The organism is Mycobacterium sp. (assembly GCF_965277065.1).
Taxonomy (GTDB): domain Bacteria; phylum Actinomycetota; class Actinomycetes; order Mycobacteriales; family Mycobacteriaceae; genus Mycobacterium.
In genome coordinates this window covers 171,975-193,547 of sequence record NZ_CBDIBT010000014.1, presented here as the reverse complement: position 1 = coordinate 193,547, position 21,573 = coordinate 171,975, and the positions used below count along the sequence as shown (strand labels likewise).

The following is a 21,573-nucleotide window of genomic DNA, read 5'->3' as shown; positions in this document are numbered from 1 at the left end:
CCGAATCTCGACACGACGTGGATTGTCCTGACTCATATGCCGATTGTGGGGGCGGCCGCAGCGTCCCAGGTATCAGCGGTCACACCCTCCTTGCGGAGTTGATACTTCGCGACCCTCGCTGTCGCGGTCATGGGCAGATCGGCGACGATCCTCACGTAGCGGGGTATCTGAAATTTCGGAATCCGGTCGCGGCAAAACTCAATCAACTCTGCCGGATCGACGAGGGCGCCGTCGCGGGGCACCACCACCACCATGATCTCGTCTTCGCCCATCTCTGAGGGCACTGCCACCATCGCACACTCCTCGACGGCGGCGAACCGTCCCACCGCCGTCTCGACCTCCCACGAAGACACCATTTCCCCTTTTCGTCGTACGGCGTCCTTCTTCCGATCGACGTAGAACAGGTATCCGTCGGAGTCCACGTAGCCCAAGTCGCCAGTGTGAAACCAGCAGCCTCGGAACGCCTCGATGGTGGCTTGTGGCTTGCGCCAGTACTCGGTCATCATCGTCCACGGGATTCGCGGTCGAGTCACGATTTCCCCGGTAACCCCGGCCGCGACGGGGTTATCCCGGTCGTCGACGATCGCGACCTCGGTGGTCAGACTTCCCTTGCCTGCGGCGCCCCGCAAGCGTGGCAACACCGGAGTCTCGTTGTGGTGAAAAATTGCCGGTAAGGCGTTCTCGGTCATACCGTAGGCGTAGACGACTTTGCATCCGAATCGCTCTTCCCACTCACCCCAAATGTCCAGTGGGATGGGAACGCCGAAAGCGACCGCGGCGTTATGGTCCCTGTCCTGGGGGCTCGGAGGCTGATTCCACAACGAGATCGCCATCGACCCAACGAAGTTGAAGGCCGTCGCACCCACGGCACGCAGCCTGCCCCAGAACCGGCTCGCACTGAATCGCTGATCCATCGCCAATGTGGCGCCTGCAGATACTGCGGAAAGAACCGAGTAAATCTGCGCATTGATGTGAAAGAGTGGCAGGCAGGTGTAGATGACAGTGTCTGCGTCGTACCCACAGTGGTCGGCATGAAGGAACGCAGCCGCCACGTATTGGCCGTGGGGCAAGACGCAACCTTTGGGCGGCCCAGTCGTACCCGAGGTGTAGAGGATAGTCGCCGGATCCTCGATCCAAACCGACACCGCCGGCACACTCGCCGTCGTTCCACCCATCAGTTTATCCAGGGATTCCACCTGCGACAGCGTCGACGTGTCTGGCACCGGGCCCCTGACGAATACGCGCTTGATCGACAAGTTCTGTGCGACCGCCTCGACACGCTCCACGAACTCAGCGTCAATAATCACCGCTGCGGCCTCGGAATCGTTCAGCTGATAAAGCAGTCCGTCGCCGATATGCGCGGAATTGATCGGAACCAACACTCCGCCGAGCAGAACGGTGCCGAACCACACCCTGAGCCAGTCCGGCGATGTCGCCATCATGACCGCCACGCGGTCCCCTTTGGCGATACCTTGTTCAGACAACGAGTGCGCGACCCGGCAGGCGTCGTCGAACATTTGTTGGTAGCTGATCGACTGGCTCTCCCATTTGAGCAAGGTGCGGTCGGGATGCTCAGCCGCTCGCGCCGCCAACAACGCGCCGACACTTTCATACTGCTGAATGGCCGCCGTTAGGTCATGGGTTTCCACGATGCCCGCCGTATCTCTTTTTTGCTGGTGCTTCTGCGTTAGGTGTGGGCGCCAAGTACGTGGGCGAGCGCGGTGGTGAGTTCGACGCCGGGGTCGGCGACGGCGGACATGGCGCGCCAGCCGATGTGGTTGTCGGGGCGGACCAGGATCGCCCCGCCGTCGCCGATCTCCCGGACGGCCTGCCATTTGCCACTGGGGTCGGTGTAGTCGCCGCGCTCGCCGATGGACACGGGTATGACGGTCACGCCCAGACCCTTGCCCACCCGTTCGGCCACCTCCCGCCAGGGGCTGCCGTCGTCACCGGTGATCAGTACGAATGACGGTTCGACCGGGGTCAGGTCATGGGTGGAAACGCGGCCCCGTTCCGCGGACTCGATCCAGGCGTGCGGCAGTCGGTGACCGGGGCGGGTGGTCGGCGTGTAGACCAGGCCCACCGGGTCGCGCGGCGGAGGCTCCGTGCCATCCGGGACCAAAGCGCCGGAGCGGTAGGAATAGCCGATCTCGCGGTCGTGGGCCTGCGTCTCGACGTGGTGCGTGCGGAACACCTGTTCGGCGCGCGCGCGTACCCATTCACCCATTGGACTGTCGGAGAATAACGTCTCGAACGCCGCTTTGGATTGCTCCAGCGGCGCCCCCGGAGTCAAACCCAGCCCAGCGTCCAGCACCCCATGGTTCATGAAGGTGAACATCGCCCAGTCCACATTCTCTCGCCCGGTCTCTCGGCGCTCGGGCCCGTAGGTGTCCAGCAGTGCTGGCGAGACGCCCTGGTTGAGCACCAACGCCAGTTTCCACGCCAGATTGTGCGCATCACCGAAGGCGGTGTTCAACCCCAGACCGGTGGTTGGGGGGTGACGGTGCGCGGCGTCACCGGCGATAAACGCACGCCCGACCTGATACTTGTCGGCCAGGATCCCCTCGAGCACCCAGTGGTTGATTCCGTGCACCTCCAACTCCAGATCCGGGAGCTTGAGCAGTTCCCGGACTCGCGGCACCATGGCCCTGTCGTTCTTACGGGCCGGATCGTTGGCACCGAACGCGAACTGGATAACCCACTCTTCGGAATGCTTGCCCCAGGTCGGACCCAGCACCGCCATCGCACCACTGCCCAGTAAGTCTCCAACCCCCTCGGGGTTGGTGAAGAACGTCAACAAGATGTCGTCGTTCCACCACTGCGACAGGTCGGCGCTGAAGTGCACACCCACCATCTCCAGCAGACCGGTCGGGCCCTGCACGTCGATCCCGAACGTCGGACCGACCAACCGGCCCGCATCCGCACCCACCAGATACTGGGCGTTGACCCGAAACACCTCTCCGTTGTCATTGTTCTCGACCAGCGCGGTGACCCCATCGGCGTCCTGGCTGACCTTGGTTACCAAATGGTTGAACAGCACACTCGACGGTGCTCGATCCGCCGCGCAGCGCCGCAACAACGGCTCCAGTCGAATCTGCGGCAAATTGCCGGACAACACCGGCGAGTCCTCCTCGTAACGGGTCCGCAACGACCCCCCACCAAAGGCCTCCATCGTGTGAAACACCCGACGATCCAGCGGGCCATCGCCCCCTAGCGACGTCATCCACTGCACCCGCCCCATCTTGTCGATGGGGGCGCTGGCAGCTCGCAACGAATCGGCGATGCCGTGCTGACGGAAGATCTCCATCGTGCGCTGATTGAGATAGTGCGCTTTGGGTTTGCGCGAGGTCCCCTCCCGACGCTCGCACACCAGATGTTCGACACCGAGGTTGGACAGGAATATGGAAAACGACAGCCCACAGCCGCCGCCGCCGACGACGAACACCGGGACATTGATTTCTCGCATGACCGAGTTACTCCTCTGTATTAGCTCTTTGCTATGAAGTGGTTGCGCATCGACCCGATTCCGTCGAATTCGGTGACCAGTTGATCACCGGCACTCAATGTCACCTGGGGGTCACGTGTCCACCCGATGCCCGACGGTGTACCGGTGAAGATCAGATCCCCCGGCAGCAGCGGTAGCACCGCCGACAGGTACGCAACCAATTGCGCGACCGAGAAGATCATGTTTCTAGTGCGGTCAGTTTGCATGGGCTGGCCATTGAGCCGACACCCCAAACCGATGTCGTTGGGGTTGTCGAGTTCATCGGGGGTGACAAGGTACGGACCAATTGGGGCGAATCCGGAAAACGACTTCGCCAGCGAAAACTGCTGCGGAGGAGCGCCTGACGTTTGCAGACGCCGCTCGGACAGGTCCTGCCCACCGGTTAGGCCCGCCACGTAATCCCAGGCCAGAGCTTCCGGCACCCGATAGGCGCGGTGACCTATTACGACGACCAGTTCGGACTCGAAATCGACTGCGTCAGAGGGCAATTCGATATCGGCGAACGGCCCAGTGACACTGGCCGGGAACTTGGTGAAGATCATCGGCTCGTCGGGGACCCCCAGACCACCCTCCTCGGCGTGGTCCCGATAGTTCAAGCCGACCGCAAAAACCTGGCGAGGCGCCGGCACGGGAGGTCCGATGTCGTCGTCCTCGATAGGAAACTTCGGGTAATCGCTTGCGCCCGACGCCCAGGAGCAAAACTCCGACCAGCGGTCGTAAATCGACCCGAGGTCGGCGGCGAACGCCGCCTCGACATCGATTCCCTCACCTGGGCCGGCCAAGAGTGCAGCACGCCCCCGGTAATTCAGCAGTCGCATGCGCTCAGGACCTCGCGGAGGCGTAATCTGCCAACGCCGCCCCGAACGCCTCCATCACCCCCGGTAGCGGCGCCCCCGCCAACGCCCACGACCGCGTCGACACCACCCCGACATCCACGCCCTCGCGTCGCGCTTGAATCATCCGCTCAGGATCGAAGGTCGGCCCCGCAGCATCGGCGGAGTACTCAGGGCCCTCCATGTACTCGACTGACGTCTCGGGAGTCGGGAAATTATCCACCTGGAACTCACAGAAATTGCCATCCGGATCCAGGTAGTACATGGATGTGGTCACCCCATGCTGGGCGCAAACCGCCGGCTGCACCCCGCCCGCGGCCAGCTCCGAGTAACGCTCCAACAACGCGTCGATCGAGGGGACGGTATACGCGGAGTGATGCAGCCCCGCGGCCGCGGGCGACTTGTTCTCTAGCGGAAATGGCGGCTGGGTGAATGCCACCCGGTGATGCTCCTCGTCGAAGGTGATCAAACACGACTCATCAGTCTCGAACACCACGCGAGCGCCGAGAACTTGCGCGTAGAAGTCCCTCATCTCGTTGATCCTGCTGGTCTGGAACACCACATGCGCCAACTCCAGATCAGACGCCATTTCTCTACGCTCCTCTCGCCTTCGGCCACACCGAAATCGACGCGGCGACACCGTCGCACCAAACCCAGCCGAACGCCGCCCGGAGACGGTCCGGCCGAGTGGCCTGCTCACTCACAATGAGGCGCTGATGTGTGTTCGATCACGTTCACGGGCCTCATACTTGTCGACAACTTTGAAACTGTCAACACAGTTGTTGATTAAGTTTGGCCGAGTTCTCGGCACATTTGGCCGAGAGCCGATACGTGACAAGTGGCGTCGCCGTCCTCCCAAGAGACTGTGAGCCGTCAACGCGAATGTTGACACAAGAAGGTCGGTCGACTGAAGATGGGTATGCCGCCGCGGTATCGGCTGCGGGTCCATCGGTCGCGCACCAAGAAAGCGTCCGCCACCCCCGACCAAGGAGCACATGTGCCAGAGTCGTCTCAAACCGTGTCCCCCGACCTCGACGACCTCCTGAGCTTCGAGGCCATCAACGAACCGCGCACCTTCTACAAGCGCCTTCGTGACACCGACCCGGTGTATTGGAACGCTCGCTGGAACGGGTGGATACTTACCGCGTACGACGACGTCGCCGCCGGTTTTCGTGATCACGACCGACTGTCCTCCGACAGGTTCGAGGGGCCGTTCGCGAAGGACCTGATCGGCTCCGCCTCCCGTTACCAGCAGCTCATCGACTTCATGAACAAGTGGATGTTCACCAAGGACCGCCCGTACCACACCCATTTGCGGTCCTTGGTCAACACCGCGTTCACCCCGAAGAGCGTGGATGTGCTGCGGCCGCGCATCCGCGAACTGGTGCGCGAATTGGCCGAGCCGCTGCGGGGCCGCGAGCGGGTGAATTTCCTCGGCGAATTCGCCTTCACCTTGCCCGTCGTGGTGATAGCCGAGTACCTCGGGGTGCCCGCGGAGGGCCGTCATCAATTGCGTGAATGGTCGGAAGATCTTGGCGCGGTGATCTTCTTCGAGGGGCAGAACGCGAACCGATTCGAAACCGGCGCGAAGGCGATGCAAGGCCTGGTCGACCTGATCCGCCCGATCGTGCGGGCCCGCGCGAGCGAGCCGGGCAACGACTTGATCTCCGGCATGGTGCACGCCGAGCTCGACGGCGAACGGTTCACCGAAGAGGAGATCATCGCCAACGTCGTTCTCATGGTGTTCGCCGGACACGAGACCACGATGAACCTGATTTCCAACGGTGTGGTGGCCTTCGACATGTTCCCCGGCACCTGGCAGCAGGTCGCTGACGACCCCCGGACGGTCCGCACCGCGGTCGAAGAAGTACTGCGGTTCGACGGGCCGATCCGCGGCCTCGCGCGCTGGGCCAGGGAGGGGTTCGAACTGCACGGCAAACAGATCAAGAAGCTCGACCGGCTGCTGCTGGTCCAGCACGGCGCCAACCACGACCCGCAGTTCTTCGACGCACCCGAGCAGTTCGACCCCACCCGCTGGCCTAATAAGCATCTCGGATTCGGCCAGGGAATACACACCTGCCTGGGGGCGCCGCTGGCCCGGTTAGAGGCTCAGGAGGCCTACGCATACCTCAGCGAGGAATTCTCCGGCATCGAGGTGCTGACCCCCGAGCTGCGCTACAACAAGACGCTATCCTCCCGCAGCCTGCAAAGCCTCGAAGTCCGGTTTCGCGAGCGATGAGCGGGCAGTCCCGGATGCACGCGTTCGTCGATCCCGACCTGTGCGCGAGCGCGTCCCAATGTGTGCAGAAGGCGCCGAACGCCTTCCATCTCGATGCCAACGGCCTCTCGGTGTTCGACCCGGACGGTCAGTGGACCGACGCCGAGTTGACCAAGGCCGCCGACGCCTGTCCGATGGCGGCGATCGAGCTCATCGACGCCGAGCAGACCGAATAAGGACTATCAGGTTCACAGGTCGAGCACCAGTTTGCCGCCCGCGCATCGCGATACGCAGATCATCATGGTGTCCCCGGCGGCCCTCTGCTGGGCGTTCAACACGGAGTCGCGGTGCTCGGGTGTGCCGGAGAGCACCGCGGTCTCACAGGATCCGCAGGTGCCTTCCTCACACGACGACGTCACGAACGCGCCCGCCTCCTCGGCGGCGGCCAGAATGGACACCCCGGGCGGCACGGTTACGGTGGCGCCGGTTTGAGCGAGTTCCACCTCGCACTCGCGGTCCACGACGCCGGGCTCGGCCGGGCGCGCCGAGAAACGTTCGACCCGCAGGTCACACGCCGCCTCGCTGGCACACTGCCGTTCGGCCGCCGTCAGCAGCGGCTCCGGCCCGCAGCAATACAACTTGGTCCCCGGCGGTGCCTCGGCCACGAAGCCGGCCAGGTCGAGCAAGCCGAATTGGTCCTCGGGCCGCACGAGCACCTTCTCGCCATACTCTGATACCAGTTCCTCCACGTAGGCCATCGAGGAAGCGCGGCGCCCGCCGTAGAGCAGCCGCCATGGATTACCGGCGTGCTCGGCGGCGGCCACCATCGCACGGATCGGCGTGATGCCGATCCCGCCGGCAACGAAGAGGTAGTTCGGCGCCGGCTCCAGCGCGAAATGATTGCGCGGGCCTCGCACCCGAACCTTCGATGCGGGTTGCAGCGAGTCGAAGATCCACCGCGACCCACCCCGCCCATCGTGCTCGCGCAGCACCGCGATTTCCCAGCTGGACCCGCCTGAAACGGCGTTGCCGGTCAACGAATACTGTCGGATAAGGCCGCAGTCGAGCATCAGATCGATGTGGGCGCCCGGTTGCCACTTCGGCATCCCGGCGCCGTCTGGCCGTGCGAGCCGCAACGCGACGACGTCCTCAGCCTCGTCACGGCGCTCGGTGACCACGAGGTCGAATTCCTGTTCCGCATGAGCGTTTTGGCTCATCAGACGGTCCCACCCTTCCGGATGGACGGCGCCCCCGCCCTGTCGACCGCCGGCTTCGCGTTCCGCTGTCCGATCGACGCCCTGATGTCGGTAAGCCCGCGAAGAAACGCGGGGCGGCGCGTTGACCATTCCTGCTGCACCGCTTCGGTCTCGAGCGCGTCAGTGTGATCGGCTACCAGCGGTGCTCGGCGCAACCAGCCCACCAGCCGTCGCACGTATTCGGCTTCCATGTCGCCGAGACCGGCGGCGAGTCCTATGGCATTGTCAACTACTTTCGGGCGGTCAACGACATCGGCCACCAGTCCTACCCGGTATGCCTGGTCGGCGTTCCACGTCTGACCGAGCAGCAGCGCCAGGGTTGCTTGTTGATGGCCGACCGCCCGCGAGAGCAGCCAACCGTGACCTCCCCCGGGAAAGATGCGCAGTTCGGCGAACCGGCATACGAAACGGGCTGTGTCGGCGGCGACACGTACGTCACAGGCCAAAGCCAAGTTAAACCCGGCGCCCACCGCCGCACCGTTGATCGCTCCGATCGTGACGAGTGGGGAATTCAGGATGCGCAGAAAGCCCCCGTAAACTCCGCGGATCAGCCCGAAGTCGCCTTCTGCGGCCTGTTCGAGGGTGGCGAGTTCGGCTCCGGCGCAAAACGTCGTGCCCGCACCGGTCACCACTAACGCTCGTATCGCCGGATCGGCCTCCAGATCATCCATCGCAACCGCGATCTCGCCCACCATGGCAGCGGACAGCACGTTACGCCGATCGGGATCGTCCAAAGCAAGGACCGCCACCGGTCCACGACGGTCGACACTCACCACTGGAGCCATCACGGCACTCGGGCAACTTCAACGCCCGCGCCGTCCTCGGTAAGCCACGCCCACAGGTCGGGCGCGGCCAACGCGTCGCTGGCCAGCCGACTTGCCCAGTAGTGCTCGGCGCCGAACTCCTCCCGCCAGGTCCACAGACTCAACGTATGACGATGCAGCTCGTGCTCACGCGCTGTACCCAGCGCACCATGCAGCTGGTGTGCGACGGCCGCCACTTCGGTGGCCGCCTTTGCGGTCTGGATCTTGGCCGTTGCCAGACGTGGATCGGTGCGTAGCTGCGCCGCGTGTGAGACTCCGCGCGTGGCATCGGCGACGGCGGCCTGCGCTGCCGTGACGGCTCCTGCCAGTGCGGCGACGCTCTGCTGAACCGCTTGAAACGCGGACAGTGGCCGACCGAACTGCTTGCGGGTCGCGATGTGCTCGACGGTCAGTTCTTGAACCCGGGCCAGGGCCGACGAGATCTGCACGCTGCGGGCTAAGGCGCCGCATACCAGTATCTCCTCGGCGACCTCTTCGGCCGGACGGCGCAAGGGGATCAGCGTCGTGGCTGGAGCTCCGCTGACAATGACGCTGGCCCAGGGTGCGCCGTTGAGGCTGCGCCGCGGCGCGCGCTGTGCGCAATCGGCGTCGATCACGGCGATCCCCGCGTCGCCGTTGCGGTCCGCGATGATCACGATCAGCTGGCTGGCCCAGGTGGCCCACGGTACCCAGTCCGCGTCGACGTTGACGCGGCCGTCGTCGTCGATCCAGCCGATGTCGGGCACGACGACGGTCAGGCCGGCATCGTCCGCAGCTATGCCGGCAAGGCTCTTGACGCCGTTGGTCACCAAAACGAGATCGGCCACTGGTGACGGCCAACCGCCACTGGAGACCGCATCGACGACCGCCACCGCGTCGGCGAGGTCACCCCCTTCCCCGTCCAGATCGCCGTCGAGCCCCACTCCCAGCCAGCCTCCAGCAGCGAGCTGCTGGGTAGCTGAACGGCCCGCCGATTCGTCCCAGGCCCAGTCCGCGCCCGCCTGAGACTGGTGGTCAAGGGTGGAACGAACGGCCTCACCGATCTGGCCGGTCATGAGGTGACCAGCTCTCGAGCAACGATGCCTCGCAGAATCTCGTTCGTGCCGCCGCGCAATGTACGGTCGGGGCCGCGCAATACGGCCTCCGCCAGCAGCCTGGCCAGCTCATCGTCCGAGTCCAGGTCCGGACCGACTCCGAAAGAGGCACGCACCAGTCCGACGATTCTGCCCTCGAATTGGGTACCGAGATCCTTGACGACAGCGCTTTCGACATTGGGAGTCTCGCCTCGACCGAGCGCCTGAGCGACTTCGAGCGACATGGCGCGAATGCTGCGCAGTTGCGCCAGCAACACCCCGAGTTCAACGGTGTCGGAGACACGGCCGCGTTCGATGAGGCAGCGCAGCAACGGCATCGTGGATAGGAATCGCTCCGGGCCACTGCGCTCCAGGGCTAGTTCTTGCATCACCTGCGCCCAGCCTCGTCCCGGTGCGCCGAGTAGCGCATCATCGGCGAGTGGGATGTCGTCAAAGATGACTTCGTTGAAGTAGTGGCCGCCGTCGAGAGAAATTATCGGCCGAACCTCGACCCCGGGGCTTTTCAGGTCGACCAGGAATTGCGAAAGCCCTGCATGCCGGTTATCACTGTCGACGGGCTCGGTTCGCGCGAGGACAAGGGCGTAATGGGCCACGTGGGCGAGGCTGGTCCACACCTTCGCACCGCTCAGTCTCCAGCCGCCGTCGACCTCTTTGGCGCGAGTTCTGATCGATGCGAGATCGGATCCGCTGTCGGGTTCAGACATTCCGATCGAGAAGTACCGTTCACCACGCGCGATCGGCGGTAGATGCTCAGCTTGCTGCGCTGGCGTTCCGTGGCGCAGCAGGGCCGGCCCGACCTGGCGATCAGCGAACCAATGGGCGGCGACCGGTGCCCCAGCGGCCAGAAGTTCCTCGATCACCACGTAGCGCTGCTCGCTGGAAACTTGAGCACCGCCGAAGTCACGCGGAAAGGTCATTCCGACCCATCCGCGGGCACCCAACGCGCGGCTGAACTCCGGGCTAAAGCCCATCATCCAGGAATCGCAGTGCCGTTCAAGCCCCCGGGCGGCCATTTCGTGACCGACGAATTCGCGCACGTCGGCGCGCAAGTGCTGCTGACTGCTAATCGGCGGATCCCCCTAACGGAATGCGTATAACTAGGGATCATCCTAGGACGACTAATCAGTGAGAGTCAACGTCAACGTTGACGACCTTTGTGCCCGTTCAGTCGGAGATGACGACCCTCGCGCGCGCGACGCTGGATCGACGGCACAGGCCGGACGTTAGACACCAGATGATGAGACCGCCGCACACGCGTCGCGCTCACTGGTCCAGCCCAGGTGCCGAGGGGTGAACTCAGCGAATCCTATGGCGATGCGGTCTACAAAAGCTCTAGATCGTGAGCGCTCTCAAGACAAGCACCGCCACGGAGAGCAGCAGAATGGCTCCCGACGACTGCACGTCGTACATCTTTCGTCGGAGATGCGAGGCAACAGCGAGAACGAAGTACAGCACCGCGCCGATTCCCGCAGCGATCCCGATCGGCCACCAGAACAAACCCAGCACGATGCCTGCTGCAGCCGCGAGCTCGCACGATGCGAGCAGCCAGATGTAGCGCTCGGGAAAACCGACTTTCACTATGGTGGCGGTCTGTTCAGGGTTGCGAGTGAGCTTTCCGTATGCCGAAAGCACGAGCAGTGCAGCCAGTACAGCGCTGAGAACGCAGGTCGCGATGAACATCGCCGATGAACCATCCTTTGCATATATGTGGCAGACAGACCCTGCATCGAACCTCCAGGGGCTGAGGGCAAGCGCTCGGTGGGCGCCAGGCGAGTCTCTCCGTAAACCAGGATGGGGTTCGGCGCTCAAAGCGCCGTGCGCCTCGACGTTGGCGAGGAGGCCGCCACCGGATGGTGCCACCTCCGCGTCCGCAGTGTCAACACTATTGTTGACGGCAAAGGCATCCGCGCCCATCAGGAGGCACAAGGGTAGGCGGGTTGGTACGTGAGCTCGGCATGCTGCTGCGCGATCGCAGGATAAGAAGGGGCTCCTGAGCGGTTTTGTTTTTCCAGGCCGCGAGTCGTTGTGATTGTGAATATCCCCGGACCCCATGGTGCCTGGTGTGTCGTAATCCGCACGCCTGATGGCACGGGTCACTAAGCGCAACTCGGTATCTATAGTGATCAACATAGTTGTTGACTCATCTCTCGAACACATTCATTATTGCTGTCGAGGAGGACATCCATGCGAGTGCTAAGACGATTTGACGACATCCCAACCGAGCCGGGCACCCACTCTCCCGAGTTCATGGCTCACCTGGAGAACTGCGCGGTTGTCAAGGGAGGCATTCCCGCCGGCACTGTCGCGGATCCGTTGCACACGCATCGATTCGACCAATTCTATTTCGTTCTCAGTGGCGCCACCGACGTACAGCTGGGCATCGACAAGGTGCATGCACAGGCCGACACTTTGGTCCGAATCCCCGCGGGGCTCCCCCACTACGCCCTCAACGAGGGAGTGGACGAAGTCGTCCAGATGGAGATTCTCTTGCCTGCGCCGGTTCCGGCCAGCGGTGGGAAGTTGATTCCCATTAAGGAACTCTGTTCGGACCTTCAGGCGCCGCCCCCGCCAAACTGTCTGACCCCCGTGCGCCCAGATGGGTGGTCCAGTGTTCCCGGCGGCCGGCTCGAAGTGCAGGTGCTCGCAAATCGCGCCAGCGGCTCCGAGCACGGCATGATAGCGGTCACCCGTGTCGCGCCCTGCCCTGCTCCGGAGGGTTACAGCGTGCATCCCTTCGATGAGTTCTGGTTCGTTTTAGAAGGAGCACTGACGGTCGACGTCAGCGGTGAAGTTCACACCGCCAACCGCCACGATCTGGTGGTGGTACCCGCCGGGGCGCCATATCGCGTATGGAACGCCGAGGATCGCCCCGAACGTCATCTGACGATCATCACGCCGGAGCCGCCGGCGTCGGTGCCCCCGTCCGAATGGACGGTTCCCGTCCAGTTCGCCCGAACCTGAGCCACTCCGCCAGCCGTCGCTCCCCCTGGAAAATGATGCGCGCCATTGCCCACACCGACCTCGAGGTCTTTCCGATCTGCCTGGGCTGCAACGTCTTTGGATGGACCGTGGCCCAAGATGAGGCCTTCGTCGTACTCGACGCGTTCGCCGAAGGCGGCGGAAATTTCTTTGATACTTCGGATGTGTACTGGAAATTCTTGCCGGGCAACGTCGGCGGTGAATCAGAAACCATCATCGGCGAGTGGATGCGGCAGCGACGCTGCCGGGACCGCATGGTGGTCTCGACAAAAATCGGGTGCCTCGACGGCATGACCGGCGGACTGACCGCCTCCAACATCCGCAGGTATACCGAGGCCAGCATGAAGCGGCTGGGCGTCGATACGATTGATTTGCTGTACGCCCATACCGACGATCCTGACACCCCGCTGGAAGAGACCCTATCGGGTCTCGACGCGCTCGTCCGCGCGGGAAAAGTGCGCTACATCGCTGCTTCTCGATTCGGCGCAGAGCGGTTGGCCAGGGCAGCCGCGATCGCCCAGCGTGAGCATCTCGCTGGGTTCGCGGCCACTCAATCGCTCTACAGCCTGGTCGAACGCGACTTCGAGACAACGCATGCCAGCGTAGTCGACCAGTTGGGGCTATCCGTGATGCCCTACTACGCGTTGGCGGCCGGGTTCCTGACTGGAAAGTATCGGCCGGGCACCACGACGGACAGCGTCCGCACCGCCGCCGAGGCGCGCCCGGCGAACCCGACGCTCTACCTTGATGCACACGGCATAGCGCTGCTGGCAGTACTCGACGACGTCGCCGAAGCTCACCAGACCACGGTCGCCGCAGTATCCCTGGCCTGGTTGCTCGCCCAAGACCACGTCACCGCAACAATCACGAGCGCACGCACAGTGTCCCAACTCGAGGGGATACTTCCGGCGGCGGATCTGGCCTTAACCGCGGAGCAAGTCACGCGCCTCGGCGCCGCTTACTCCCACAGTTCACTGCAGTAAAGCTGCTTAGCGGGCGATCTGCTCGCCCGATCAACATCAGTGTTGACTGAGAAGGGTGCGGGACCCTACGCTGCTGTGGAGCGAGCGACACCAACTGACCACCATGACGCTCGTTGCCATTATGGAAGGATGCTTCGTGACTATCGACGACGCAACCCTTGAGGAAACCTCAGAGGTAAGGTGGGCGCGCCAGATCACCGATTATTTCGCGCTTTCCGATCGTTGGGAATTCGCATCGTTCGGCGACTATCTGAGCCGAGACATAGAATTCCGATTCGCCAACAACGCGCCCATCAAGGGACTTGACGCGATGTTGGAATTTGCTGCCCTGCACAAAGACGCAGTCAAGAGCGTTCGACACACCCTCAATTCTTTTTACACAGACCTTGCTCAGCGCACTGTTGTCGTTGAACTGCGGGTGCGGTACGTCCAGCTCGACGACACGACAAGCGAATATCCGGCCGCGGTCGTCCTTACCTTCAACACCGACGACCTCATCAAGGGCTACCGCGTCTATGTCGACCTCTCCGCGCTCGGTTGAGTAATCGTGCCGCGCGGTCCAATTTTCGTCATGAGCCTCCGTCGCCCGTCACAGCGCGAGATCGCGGCAGGTCGAAGTGATGGACATCGGTGGCCGGTGCATCCTGCTCCGATCTTCCTGTTGAAGCCAAGGCGTTGACCAGCCCTTGGTAATAAATCAATTTCTCCGGGTTCGACCGTTTCGGGAACGGTTTGCTGACCGAAATGTGCATCGGCCTGTCCGGCCTGCTCTGACCGGAGCCACCGATCCCTTCCCATCTTGCCGAGACCGTCGGCAAGAACCAGTCGTCACATGCAGCGAGCGTGCATACAGGGAGTCACGATGACCACAATCCAGCCCAATGTGCCAGCCGCCAAGGCCGAGAGGGAACCGGCACTCGATGAAATCGCCGCACGCGTGCTGTGGCTGTCGACCGCAATCATCCATCACGCCAACCACGTTCGACCAAATCCCAGCGGGCTGAAAGTCGGCGGTCATCAGGCCTCCTGCGCATCAATGGTGTCGATCATGACCTCGCTGTACTTCGAGCAGCTACAGTCCGGCGACCGCGTGTCGGTCAAGCCGCACGCTTCACCCGTGTTGCATGCGATCAACTACCTGCTCGGCACACTCGACGAGTCCTACCTGACGACTCTGCGGCAGTTCGGCGGCCTGCAAAGCTATCCGAGTCGGTCCAAGGATCCAGACCCGGTGGACTATTCGACCGGGTCCGTGGGGATTGGCGCCACCGCACCAATCTGGGGCGTGATCGCGCGTCGTTATGTCGACGCCGCTTTCGGCAGCACCGGGTCGGGCCGTCAATACTCGCTAGTCGGTGATGCCGAACTCGACGAGGGCGCGGTCTGGGAAGCGATTCTGGATCCGGCTGTCCAGGAGCTTGGCGAAATCGTCTGGATCATCGACATGAACCGTCAGTCCCTCGACCGGGTGGTGCCCAACATCGCGGCCGGGCGGATGGAATCAATGTTCTCCGCGGCGGGATGGCAGGTCATCCCAGTCAGATTCGGCCGGTTGCTCGAACAGCTCTTCGGCCGTCCGGGCGGATCGGCGCTGCGTCGCAGGATTGTGGAGATGCCCAATCCCGAGTACCAGCGGCTGTTGCGCTGCACGGCCGACGAACTGCGCCGGCGGTTGCCCGCCCAGCAGCCTGATGCCGAGGCCATCAACGAACTCATAGCGCAACTCGATGACGCCACCCTAATCAAAGCCATCGGCAACCTGGGCGGCCACGACCTGAACACGCTGCGGTCGGCGTTCGCGGAGATCGACGATTCCCGGCCGACGGTCATCATCGCTTACACCATCAAGGGGTACGGGCTGCCGACCCAAGGACACCCCCAGAACCATTCCTCGCTTCTTTCCGTCGAGCAATTCCAGCACCTGGCAGAAACCCTGGGCAATGATCCCGAACGACCCTGGCAGCGCTTTGATGCCCAGTCCCTGGCCGGTGAACTGTGCTTAGCGGCCGCGCAGCGTCTGCGCCGCACCGCGCCGACAATCGCAGTGCCGCCAACGGTGCCCACCGAAATCGGCCGCACTCCGCTTGCCACCACCACAACCCAGGCGGCGTTGGGCCGAACGCTGCTCGACCTGAGCCGCGAGGCCCCCGAGGTGGCCAAGCGAGTGGTCACCGTAAGCCCCGACGTCAGCTCGAGCACTAACCTCGCAGGCTGGCTCAACAAGGTGGGTATTTGGTCACCCGACGAACGCCACAACTGGTTCGACGATGACCGTGAAACCATCCTGCATTGGCGCGAGAGGCCGACTGGCCAACATATGGAACTCGGGATCGCCGAAACCAACCTGGTAGGGCTGCTCGGGGAGCTCGGCGCCACCTGGAGTCGCTGGGGACAACCGTTATTTCCCATCGGCGTGCTGTACGACCCCTTCGTCGAGCGAGCTCTGGAGCCCTGGTCCTACGGCATCTATGCCGGTGGCCAGTCCATTCTTGTTGGAACCCCGGCAGGAGTCACGCTAGCGGCCGAGGGGGGTGCGCATCAATCGATCAAGACACCCTCGATCGGGCTTGAGCAACCCGGCTGCATCAGTTACGAACCCGCATTCGCCATCGAAGTCGAATGGACACTGCTGCACTGCATTTCGCGGCTGGGCCGCCCGGACGGTGAATCTTCCTACTTGCGGCTGTCCACCCGGCCCGTTCGCCAGGACCTCGCCGATCTGCCCACCGATCCTGCAGCTCGGGAGCGCCGTCGCCGCCAGGTCATCGCCGGCGGGTACACGCTGCGTCCGTGCGTGAACCCAGCGGTGTGCATCGTGGCTGTCGGCGCGATGGTCACCGAAGCAATCGAGGCGGCAGATCGGCTTGCAGAGATGAAGCTCGCCGCCGAGGTAGTCTGCGTTACCAATCCTGGATTGCTGTTCGAATCCCTTCAGGCTCGCCAAGGCCGGGGTGACCAACCCTCCTGGATCCTCGACCAGATCTTCCCGGCTCAACGTGCCGCGCCGATGATCACCATTCTCGATGGACACCCCCACACCCTGGCCTTCCTCGCCGGAATCAATCGTGTCCCGTTGAAGTCGTTAGGCGTCAGCCGATTCGGACAGGTCGGCGATTTGTACGACGTGTACCGGTACCACGAGATTGATACCGATTCAATCGTGCGCGCCGCGCTCGATCTCGCCGAGTGAGTAGGAAAAACATGACAGACGCGGAGTTCACTATAATCCTGCCATCCCTGGGCGAGGACGTCACCGAGGCTACCGTTACGCGCTGGCTCGTCGAGCCAGGCGACACGGTGGAGGTCGAAACGCCGTTGTTGGAAGTCGCGACCGACAAAGTTGATACCGAGATCCCCTCGCCGCACGCGGGCACCGTCGCCACCATTCTCGTCGCAGAGAACGACGTCGTGGAAGTCGGTGCAGCCCTTGCCACCATCACCACCGCTCCCGCCTCGCAGCCCGACGAAGAGCCCCGACTCGTGACGGCGGAGCCCGAACCTATGACGGCGGAGCCCGAACCCGTGACGGCTGAAGCTGCCACCCCATCCGGGAGTGCGGCCGCCCAGAGTGCTGCCTCCGATGGACCGGCCGAGACCGACACCCCCATTGACACTCCGTCCGTCTCGGTTGCCACGGCGCCTCCCGCGGTGACGAACGGCGCCGATACCTCAGTCGAAAAGCTTCCCAGGATCCGTCAAACGATCGCCCGACGCATGATGGAGTCACTGCACGGTTCTGCCCAGCTCACCACCGTTGTTGAAGCCGACGTAACCAGCATCAGCACGTTGCGCACCGCGCACAAAGCGGAATTCCAGAAGGCGACCGGCACCAAACTGTCATTTCTGCCGTTCTTCGCCAAGGCAACCGTGGAAGCCCTGGCCGAGCACCCTGTTCTCAGCGCCTCGGTCAACGCGGATTGCACCGAAATCACCTATCACCACAGCGTAAATCTCGGAATCGCCGTGGACGGTCCCAAAGGATTGATCGTCCCGGTCATCCGCCATGCCGACCGGCTGAGCATCGCGGAATTGGCCGCCGGCATTGCCGAGGTGGCAGACCACGTACGCGCCGGAACGATAAGTCCCGACGCCCTGACGGGTGGCACCTTTACCATCACCAACACGGGCAGCCGAGGAGCCTTGTTCGATACGCCGATTCTGAACCGACCCGAATCGGCAATCCTGGGTACCGGTTCCGTGGTCGAGAGAGTGGTTCCCCTGCGGGGCCCGGACGGTGCAGTCGGATTCAGCGTGCGCGCCGTTGTGTATCTCTCCATCACCTACGACCACCGCGTCGTCGACGGCGCCGACGCGGCCCGGTTCCTCACCACCGTTCGACAACGGCTCAAAACGGGGTTCACGGAAAAAGAGTTGCTCAACGGGGCCCATCGCCCCGACGTTCCGGCAACGTCTGGCAGCACGTAGCCCGTCCGCACCACACCCGGTTAGAGTTGGCTGCAGGGCTCGACTGGCGCGACGCCCGTGCCGGTGCCCGGTGTCGACGACTCGACGCTGCTGAAATGCCGCTGACCCGGAGGTCAATGGAGCATTCTGCAATCGAGGTGCGATATTCCTATTAATTCCGGTTGGACGCGATCAGATCTCCCTATTCTCAAACTCCGCGTCTGTCGCTCTGGCTTCTCGCTTTGGGATTCTAGAGTCTAACGACTTGATAACGCGCACAGCTGAATTGGGACTGTTGGTCACAACCCTCGAATACACGGCGCCGGCTGCGATGACGTGAAGCACAATCCCGCTCGCAAGCCTTTTGCGCCCGACTTGATTCAACTTATGGGATAAGCGTATGGGATAACTATCTCGAGACGGCCCGACCAGGCGCGGGCGGCGATCAGCCCGATTGCCCGGAGCTTTGGGAAAGTTCTGTTCGCACAATTGGTGCGACTTTGGTGCCCAGAAGTTCGATGGCGTCAAGCACGTGGCGGTGCGGCAGGGTGCCCACGCTGAACTGCAGCAAGGTGCGGTCATGCCCAAACAGGCGCTGTTGATGAATGATCTTCTCGGCGACCTGTTCTGGGCTGCCAGCAATGAGCGCACCATTAATGTCGAGTTCCTGCGCATACTGGTCGCGGCTGGGCAGCATGTGTCGCGGGGTGCCGAGGAACGCGTGCATCCCCTCGACGAATCCCGGGTAGGAGTCATCAATCGCCTGCTGTGTCGTGCCGGCCACATAACCGTGCGAATTGATGCTGATCCGGGCGGACTGGGAGTGCCCGCCTTGAGCGGCGGCGGCGCGATACGCCTCGGCCAGTGGTGCGGATCGGCGGACGTCGCCGGCAATGATGGCCAGCGCCATCGGTAGACCCGCCGCGCCGGCGTGCCGAGCAGAGTCTGGGTTGCCTCCGACACCAACCCAGACGGGCAGCTGATGCTGTACGGGCCGAGGAAAGACGGGCTGGTCATGAAGGGCCGCCCGGAACTTGCCCGACCACGACACGGTGTCGCGGTCGCGCAAGCGCAGCAACAGGTCCAGTTTCTCGCTGAACAACTGTGCGTAGTCCTCAAGGCGGTAGCCGAAAAGCGGGAAAGATTCCGTGAATGCTCCGCGCCCGGCCATGATCTCGGCGCGTCCACCGGAGACAAGATCGAGGGTGGCGAATTCCTGGAAGATCTGTACCGGATCGGCCGACCCGAGAACCGTGGTGGCACTGGTGAGTCGGATGTGGCTGGTACGCGCGGCTGCCGCGGCAAGAACGACTGCCGGCGACGATACTGCGAATTCCTTGCGATGGTGCTCCCCGAGTCCGTAGACATCCAGCCCTACCTGGTCGGCAATCTCGATCTCTTCGATGATCTCGCGGACGCGCTCAGCGGCTGTGATTGTCGGTGTATCGCCGCCGGGATAAGGCACAGTCTCGGCAAACGAATAGACTCCGAGCTCCATCTGCGCCGCCTTTCCGAAAGAGTTACACGGCCGCAATAGGGGGCTGAGGGCACCCGGTGGCTGCCGCGGGCCGGGGTCCGCTGGATCTGGTTGCAGCCCCGGGGGTCGTGCGACCGTGGTACGAGGGTCACTACCGCCGGCGTGTGTGTCAACGTGATTGTTGACATATCACGGTGCCGCGCCGATCGCGGTCAGTGATATCACCTGGTTGGATCTGGTGTTCAGCGCCAGTCACCCGGTCGGCCGGTACAATTGCATCGAGGGCCGCCCGCCACGTGTATCACGTACTCGACTGCGGATCCGCCCACTCCGGCCTGGCCCCCGGGGACAGTTCCGCACTTGCCGGATATACGCTTTCTCACGACAGTCACCGGGTCGTGCTTTCGCCGCGGGCACGGCCGTTGGTCCGGCGCCGCGATCGCTTGACGAAGCGCCTCCCCCACATGGCGATGCCCGCGGCGAGTACCTTCTCGAGGCGAGGGTTGAAAGGCGGGCTGAGCAGCGCGACGGGACTGAAGAGCACGGGCGAGACCGCGAACGCCCGCATGTGACTGAAGGTCTCGAAGCCATACCGACCGTGGTAGTAGCCGGTTCCGCTGGATCCCACACCGCCAAACGGAAGGCCCGGAACGGTCGCGTGCAGCGCAAAGTCGTTCCGGGTCACTCCGCCGCTGCGGGTACGGGCAGCGTAGGTGCGGAAGGCGGGCGAGTCCGGACCGAACCAGTACGCCGCGAGCGGAGTCGGCCGCGCATTGACGAAGTCGATGACTTCAGCGATGTCGTCGTAGCCGATCACCGGGAGCACCGGTCCGAAGATCTCCTCCTGCATGATCGCCATGTCGGCTGTGACGTCGCTGATCAGGGTGAAGGGAATCCTTCGGGTTGCCGGCGGCGGAATCTGCTCGCCGGGCGGGACGACTTGGCGTAGCGCGGCGCCGCGTCTGCGCGCATCCTCGATCAGCGCACAGATTCGTTGGTAATGCTTGTCATTGATGATGGTGCATACGTCGCCGTTGTCGAGAAGCGTCGGAAGTGCTGCACGACAGGCTTTTTCAGCGACGTCGAGAAATTGTCCGGTGCGGTGGCGCGGGACGAATACGTAGTCGGGACTCAGGCAGATCTGACCGCTGTTGGCCAGGCGGGCCGTGACGATCCGCTTCGCGGCCGTGGCGATGTCCGCCCCGGTACCGACGACGGTCGGGTTCTTGCCGCCCAGCTCCAGAGTGACGGGCGTCAAATTCGCTGCAGCAGCACGCGACACCTGCTTGGCGACCGCGGAGGAGCCGGTGAAGAACAGATGGTCGAACGGCAAGGCGCTGAACGCCACGGCCACGTCGAGTTCGCCGCAGACCACGGCCAGCTCCTTGACCCCAAATCGCTCCGCTAGCGCGGTGTGCAGGGCTTCGCCGGTCCGGGGGGCCATCTCCGACATCTTGATCATGACGCGATTCCCGGCCGCGATCGCCGCGATCGCCGGCTGCACTGAGAGCCCGACAGGAAAGTTCCAGGGTGACATGATGCCGACCACCCCCAACGGGGTGGGCTCGACCCAGGCCTGCACGCCGACGGCACGCACGTATTTGGGTTGCGGTCGCTGCGGCGCCATCCACGCCCGCAGGCTGCGTTTGGTAGCTCTGATCTCTTCCAGCTGGAGAAGGACTTCTCCAGCCAGCGCTCCACCGAATGGCCGGTTGCCGAAATCGGCACTGACCGCCCGAACGATGCGGTCGGCGTGTTCGGCAAGGGCGGCTCCGAGCCGGTCAAGTCGGTCCACACGCAGGGCGTGCGAGGGCGGTCCGGCTTCCAGCTGCGCACGCCGCTGCAGTTCGAGCACCTCGGACACCTGGTCGACCGTCCACAGGGGTGTCGCCGGCCGGAGATCGGTCTCATGTGTAACGGCGGATACGGATTGGCTCACCCAAAGACGATGCGCTCTCGCTCCAAGCGGCGCCAATGCGCTTTTCGGGGAGTGGAACCGCGTTGTGCGGCCGGCCCATCAG

At 63.4% G+C, this 21,573-nt stretch carries 18 protein-coding genes; 7 read left to right on the top strand and 11 right to left on the bottom strand.

The genetic code is table 11. The annotated features are described in order from the left end of the window. Window positions 1–32 precede the first annotated feature (32 nt). From ACQY5A_RS03645 to ACQY5A_RS03630, 4 genes are read right to left on the bottom strand one after another with little or no spacing between them, the layout of a single operon-like run. Window positions 33–1,649 carry an AMP-binding protein gene (locus ACQY5A_RS03645; RefSeq protein WP_428339015.1) on the bottom strand — a complete coding sequence of 539 codons (1,617 nt, stop codon included), beginning with the start codon at window positions 1,647–1,649 and terminating at the stop codon, window positions 33–35. A gap of 38 nt (window positions 1,650–1,687) precedes the next feature. Further along, the gene (locus tag ACQY5A_RS03640; protein ID WP_428339014.1) at window positions 1,688–3,466 is read right to left on the bottom strand and encodes an FAD-dependent monooxygenase; all 1,779 of its coding nucleotides are present in this window, start codon (window positions 3,464–3,466) and stop codon (window positions 1,688–1,690) included. Window positions 3,467–3,486: 20 nt separating this feature from the next. Beyond that, the gene (locus ACQY5A_RS03635) at window positions 3,487–4,323 is read right to left on the bottom strand and encodes a fumarylacetoacetate hydrolase family protein (RefSeq protein ID WP_428339013.1); all 837 of its coding nucleotides are present in this window, start codon (window positions 4,321–4,323) and stop codon (window positions 3,487–3,489) included. A gap of 4 nt (window positions 4,324–4,327) precedes the next feature. After that, window positions 4,328–4,927 carry a VOC family protein gene (locus ACQY5A_RS03630; protein WP_428339012.1) on the bottom strand — a complete coding sequence of 200 codons (600 nt, stop codon included), beginning with the start codon at window positions 4,925–4,927 and terminating at the stop codon, window positions 4,328–4,330. A gap of 408 nt (window positions 4,928–5,335) precedes the next feature. Between ACQY5A_RS03630 and ACQY5A_RS03625 the strand changes: the two genes are divergently transcribed. After that, window positions 5,336–6,577 (top strand): cytochrome P450, encoded by a 1,242-nt coding sequence (locus ACQY5A_RS03625; RefSeq protein ID WP_428339011.1) that lies wholly within the window; start codon window positions 5,336–5,338, stop codon window positions 6,575–6,577. Next, entirely contained in the window at window positions 6,574–6,792 is a 219-nt protein-coding gene (locus tag ACQY5A_RS03620) for a ferredoxin (RefSeq protein ID WP_428339010.1), read from the top strand. Before ACQY5A_RS03625 ends, ACQY5A_RS03620 begins: the two co-directional genes overlap by 4 nt. Window positions 6,793–6,804: 12 nt before the next feature. On the opposite strand, the gene ACQY5A_RS03615 is transcribed toward ACQY5A_RS03620, so the two are convergent. The 5 genes from ACQY5A_RS03615 to ACQY5A_RS03595 form a co-directional block, all read right to left on the bottom strand. After that, window positions 6,805–7,773 carry a PDR/VanB family oxidoreductase gene (locus ACQY5A_RS03615; RefSeq protein ID WP_428339009.1) on the bottom strand — a complete coding sequence of 323 codons (969 nt, stop codon included), beginning with the start codon at window positions 7,771–7,773 and terminating at the stop codon, window positions 6,805–6,807. Beyond that, window positions 7,773–8,585, bottom strand: a complete 813-nt coding sequence (locus ACQY5A_RS03610) for an enoyl-CoA hydratase-related protein (RefSeq protein WP_428339008.1) — start codon at window positions 8,583–8,585, stop codon at window positions 7,773–7,775. The genes ACQY5A_RS03615 and ACQY5A_RS03610 overlap by 1 nt, the downstream gene beginning before the upstream one ends. A gap of 11 nt (window positions 8,586–8,596) precedes the next feature. Beyond that, window positions 8,597–9,670, bottom strand: coding sequence for an acyl-CoA dehydrogenase family protein (locus ACQY5A_RS03605; RefSeq protein ID WP_428339007.1), 1,074 nt, complete (start codon window positions 9,668–9,670; stop codon window positions 8,597–8,599). Continuing rightward, the gene (locus ACQY5A_RS03600; RefSeq protein ID WP_428339006.1) at window positions 9,667–10,758 is read right to left on the bottom strand and encodes an acyl-CoA dehydrogenase family protein; all 1,092 of its coding nucleotides are present in this window, start codon (window positions 10,756–10,758) and stop codon (window positions 9,667–9,669) included. Before ACQY5A_RS03600 ends, ACQY5A_RS03605 begins: the two co-directional genes overlap by 4 nt. A gap of 283 nt (window positions 10,759–11,041) precedes the next feature. Continuing rightward, window positions 11,042–11,623, bottom strand: coding sequence for a DoxX family protein (locus ACQY5A_RS03595; protein WP_428339005.1), 582 nt, complete (start codon window positions 11,621–11,623; stop codon window positions 11,042–11,044). A 270-nt stretch (window positions 11,624–11,893) separates the two neighbouring features. Here ACQY5A_RS03595 and ACQY5A_RS03590 point away from each other — a divergent pair, with 270 nt between their 5' ends. The 5 genes from ACQY5A_RS03590 (at window position 11,894) to ACQY5A_RS03570 (ending at window position 18,096) form a co-directional block, all read left to right on the top strand. After that, window positions 11,894–12,670, top strand: a complete 777-nt coding sequence (locus ACQY5A_RS03590; protein WP_428339004.1) for a cupin domain-containing protein — start codon at window positions 11,894–11,896, stop codon at window positions 12,668–12,670. A 32-nt stretch (window positions 12,671–12,702) separates the two neighbouring features. Then, window positions 12,703–13,671 carry an aldo/keto reductase gene (locus ACQY5A_RS03585; protein ID WP_428339003.1) on the top strand — a complete coding sequence of 323 codons (969 nt, stop codon included), beginning with the start codon at window positions 12,703–12,705 and terminating at the stop codon, window positions 13,669–13,671. 136 nt (window positions 13,672–13,807) lie between these two features. After that, window positions 13,808–14,212 carry a nuclear transport factor 2 family protein gene (locus ACQY5A_RS03580; RefSeq protein WP_428339002.1) on the top strand — a complete coding sequence of 135 codons (405 nt, stop codon included), beginning with the start codon at window positions 13,808–13,810 and terminating at the stop codon, window positions 14,210–14,212. Between the two features lie 321 nt (window positions 14,213–14,533). Further along, a complete protein-coding gene (locus tag ACQY5A_RS03575; protein ID WP_428339001.1) occupies window positions 14,534–16,861 on the top strand; it encodes a transketolase-like TK C-terminal-containing protein in 2,328 nt (775 codons plus the stop codon). Window positions 16,862–16,872: 11 nt separating this feature from the next. Beyond that, window positions 16,873–18,096, top strand: coding sequence for a dihydrolipoamide acetyltransferase family protein (locus ACQY5A_RS03570; RefSeq protein WP_428338999.1), 1,224 nt, complete (start codon window positions 16,873–16,875; stop codon window positions 18,094–18,096). A gap of 424 nt (window positions 18,097–18,520) precedes the next feature. On the opposite strand, the gene ACQY5A_RS03565 is transcribed toward ACQY5A_RS03570, so the two are convergent. Both ACQY5A_RS03565 and ACQY5A_RS03560 read right to left on the bottom strand, forming a co-directional pair. Beyond that, window positions 18,521–19,573 (bottom strand): LLM class flavin-dependent oxidoreductase, encoded by a 1,053-nt coding sequence (locus ACQY5A_RS03565; protein ID WP_428338998.1) that lies wholly within the window; start codon window positions 19,571–19,573, stop codon window positions 18,521–18,523. Between the two features lie 367 nt (window positions 19,574–19,940). Beyond that, the gene (locus ACQY5A_RS03560) at window positions 19,941–21,491 is read right to left on the bottom strand and encodes an aldehyde dehydrogenase family protein (protein WP_428338997.1); all 1,551 of its coding nucleotides are present in this window, start codon (window positions 21,489–21,491) and stop codon (window positions 19,941–19,943) included. Between the last annotated feature and the right edge of the window lie 82 nt (window positions 21,492–21,573).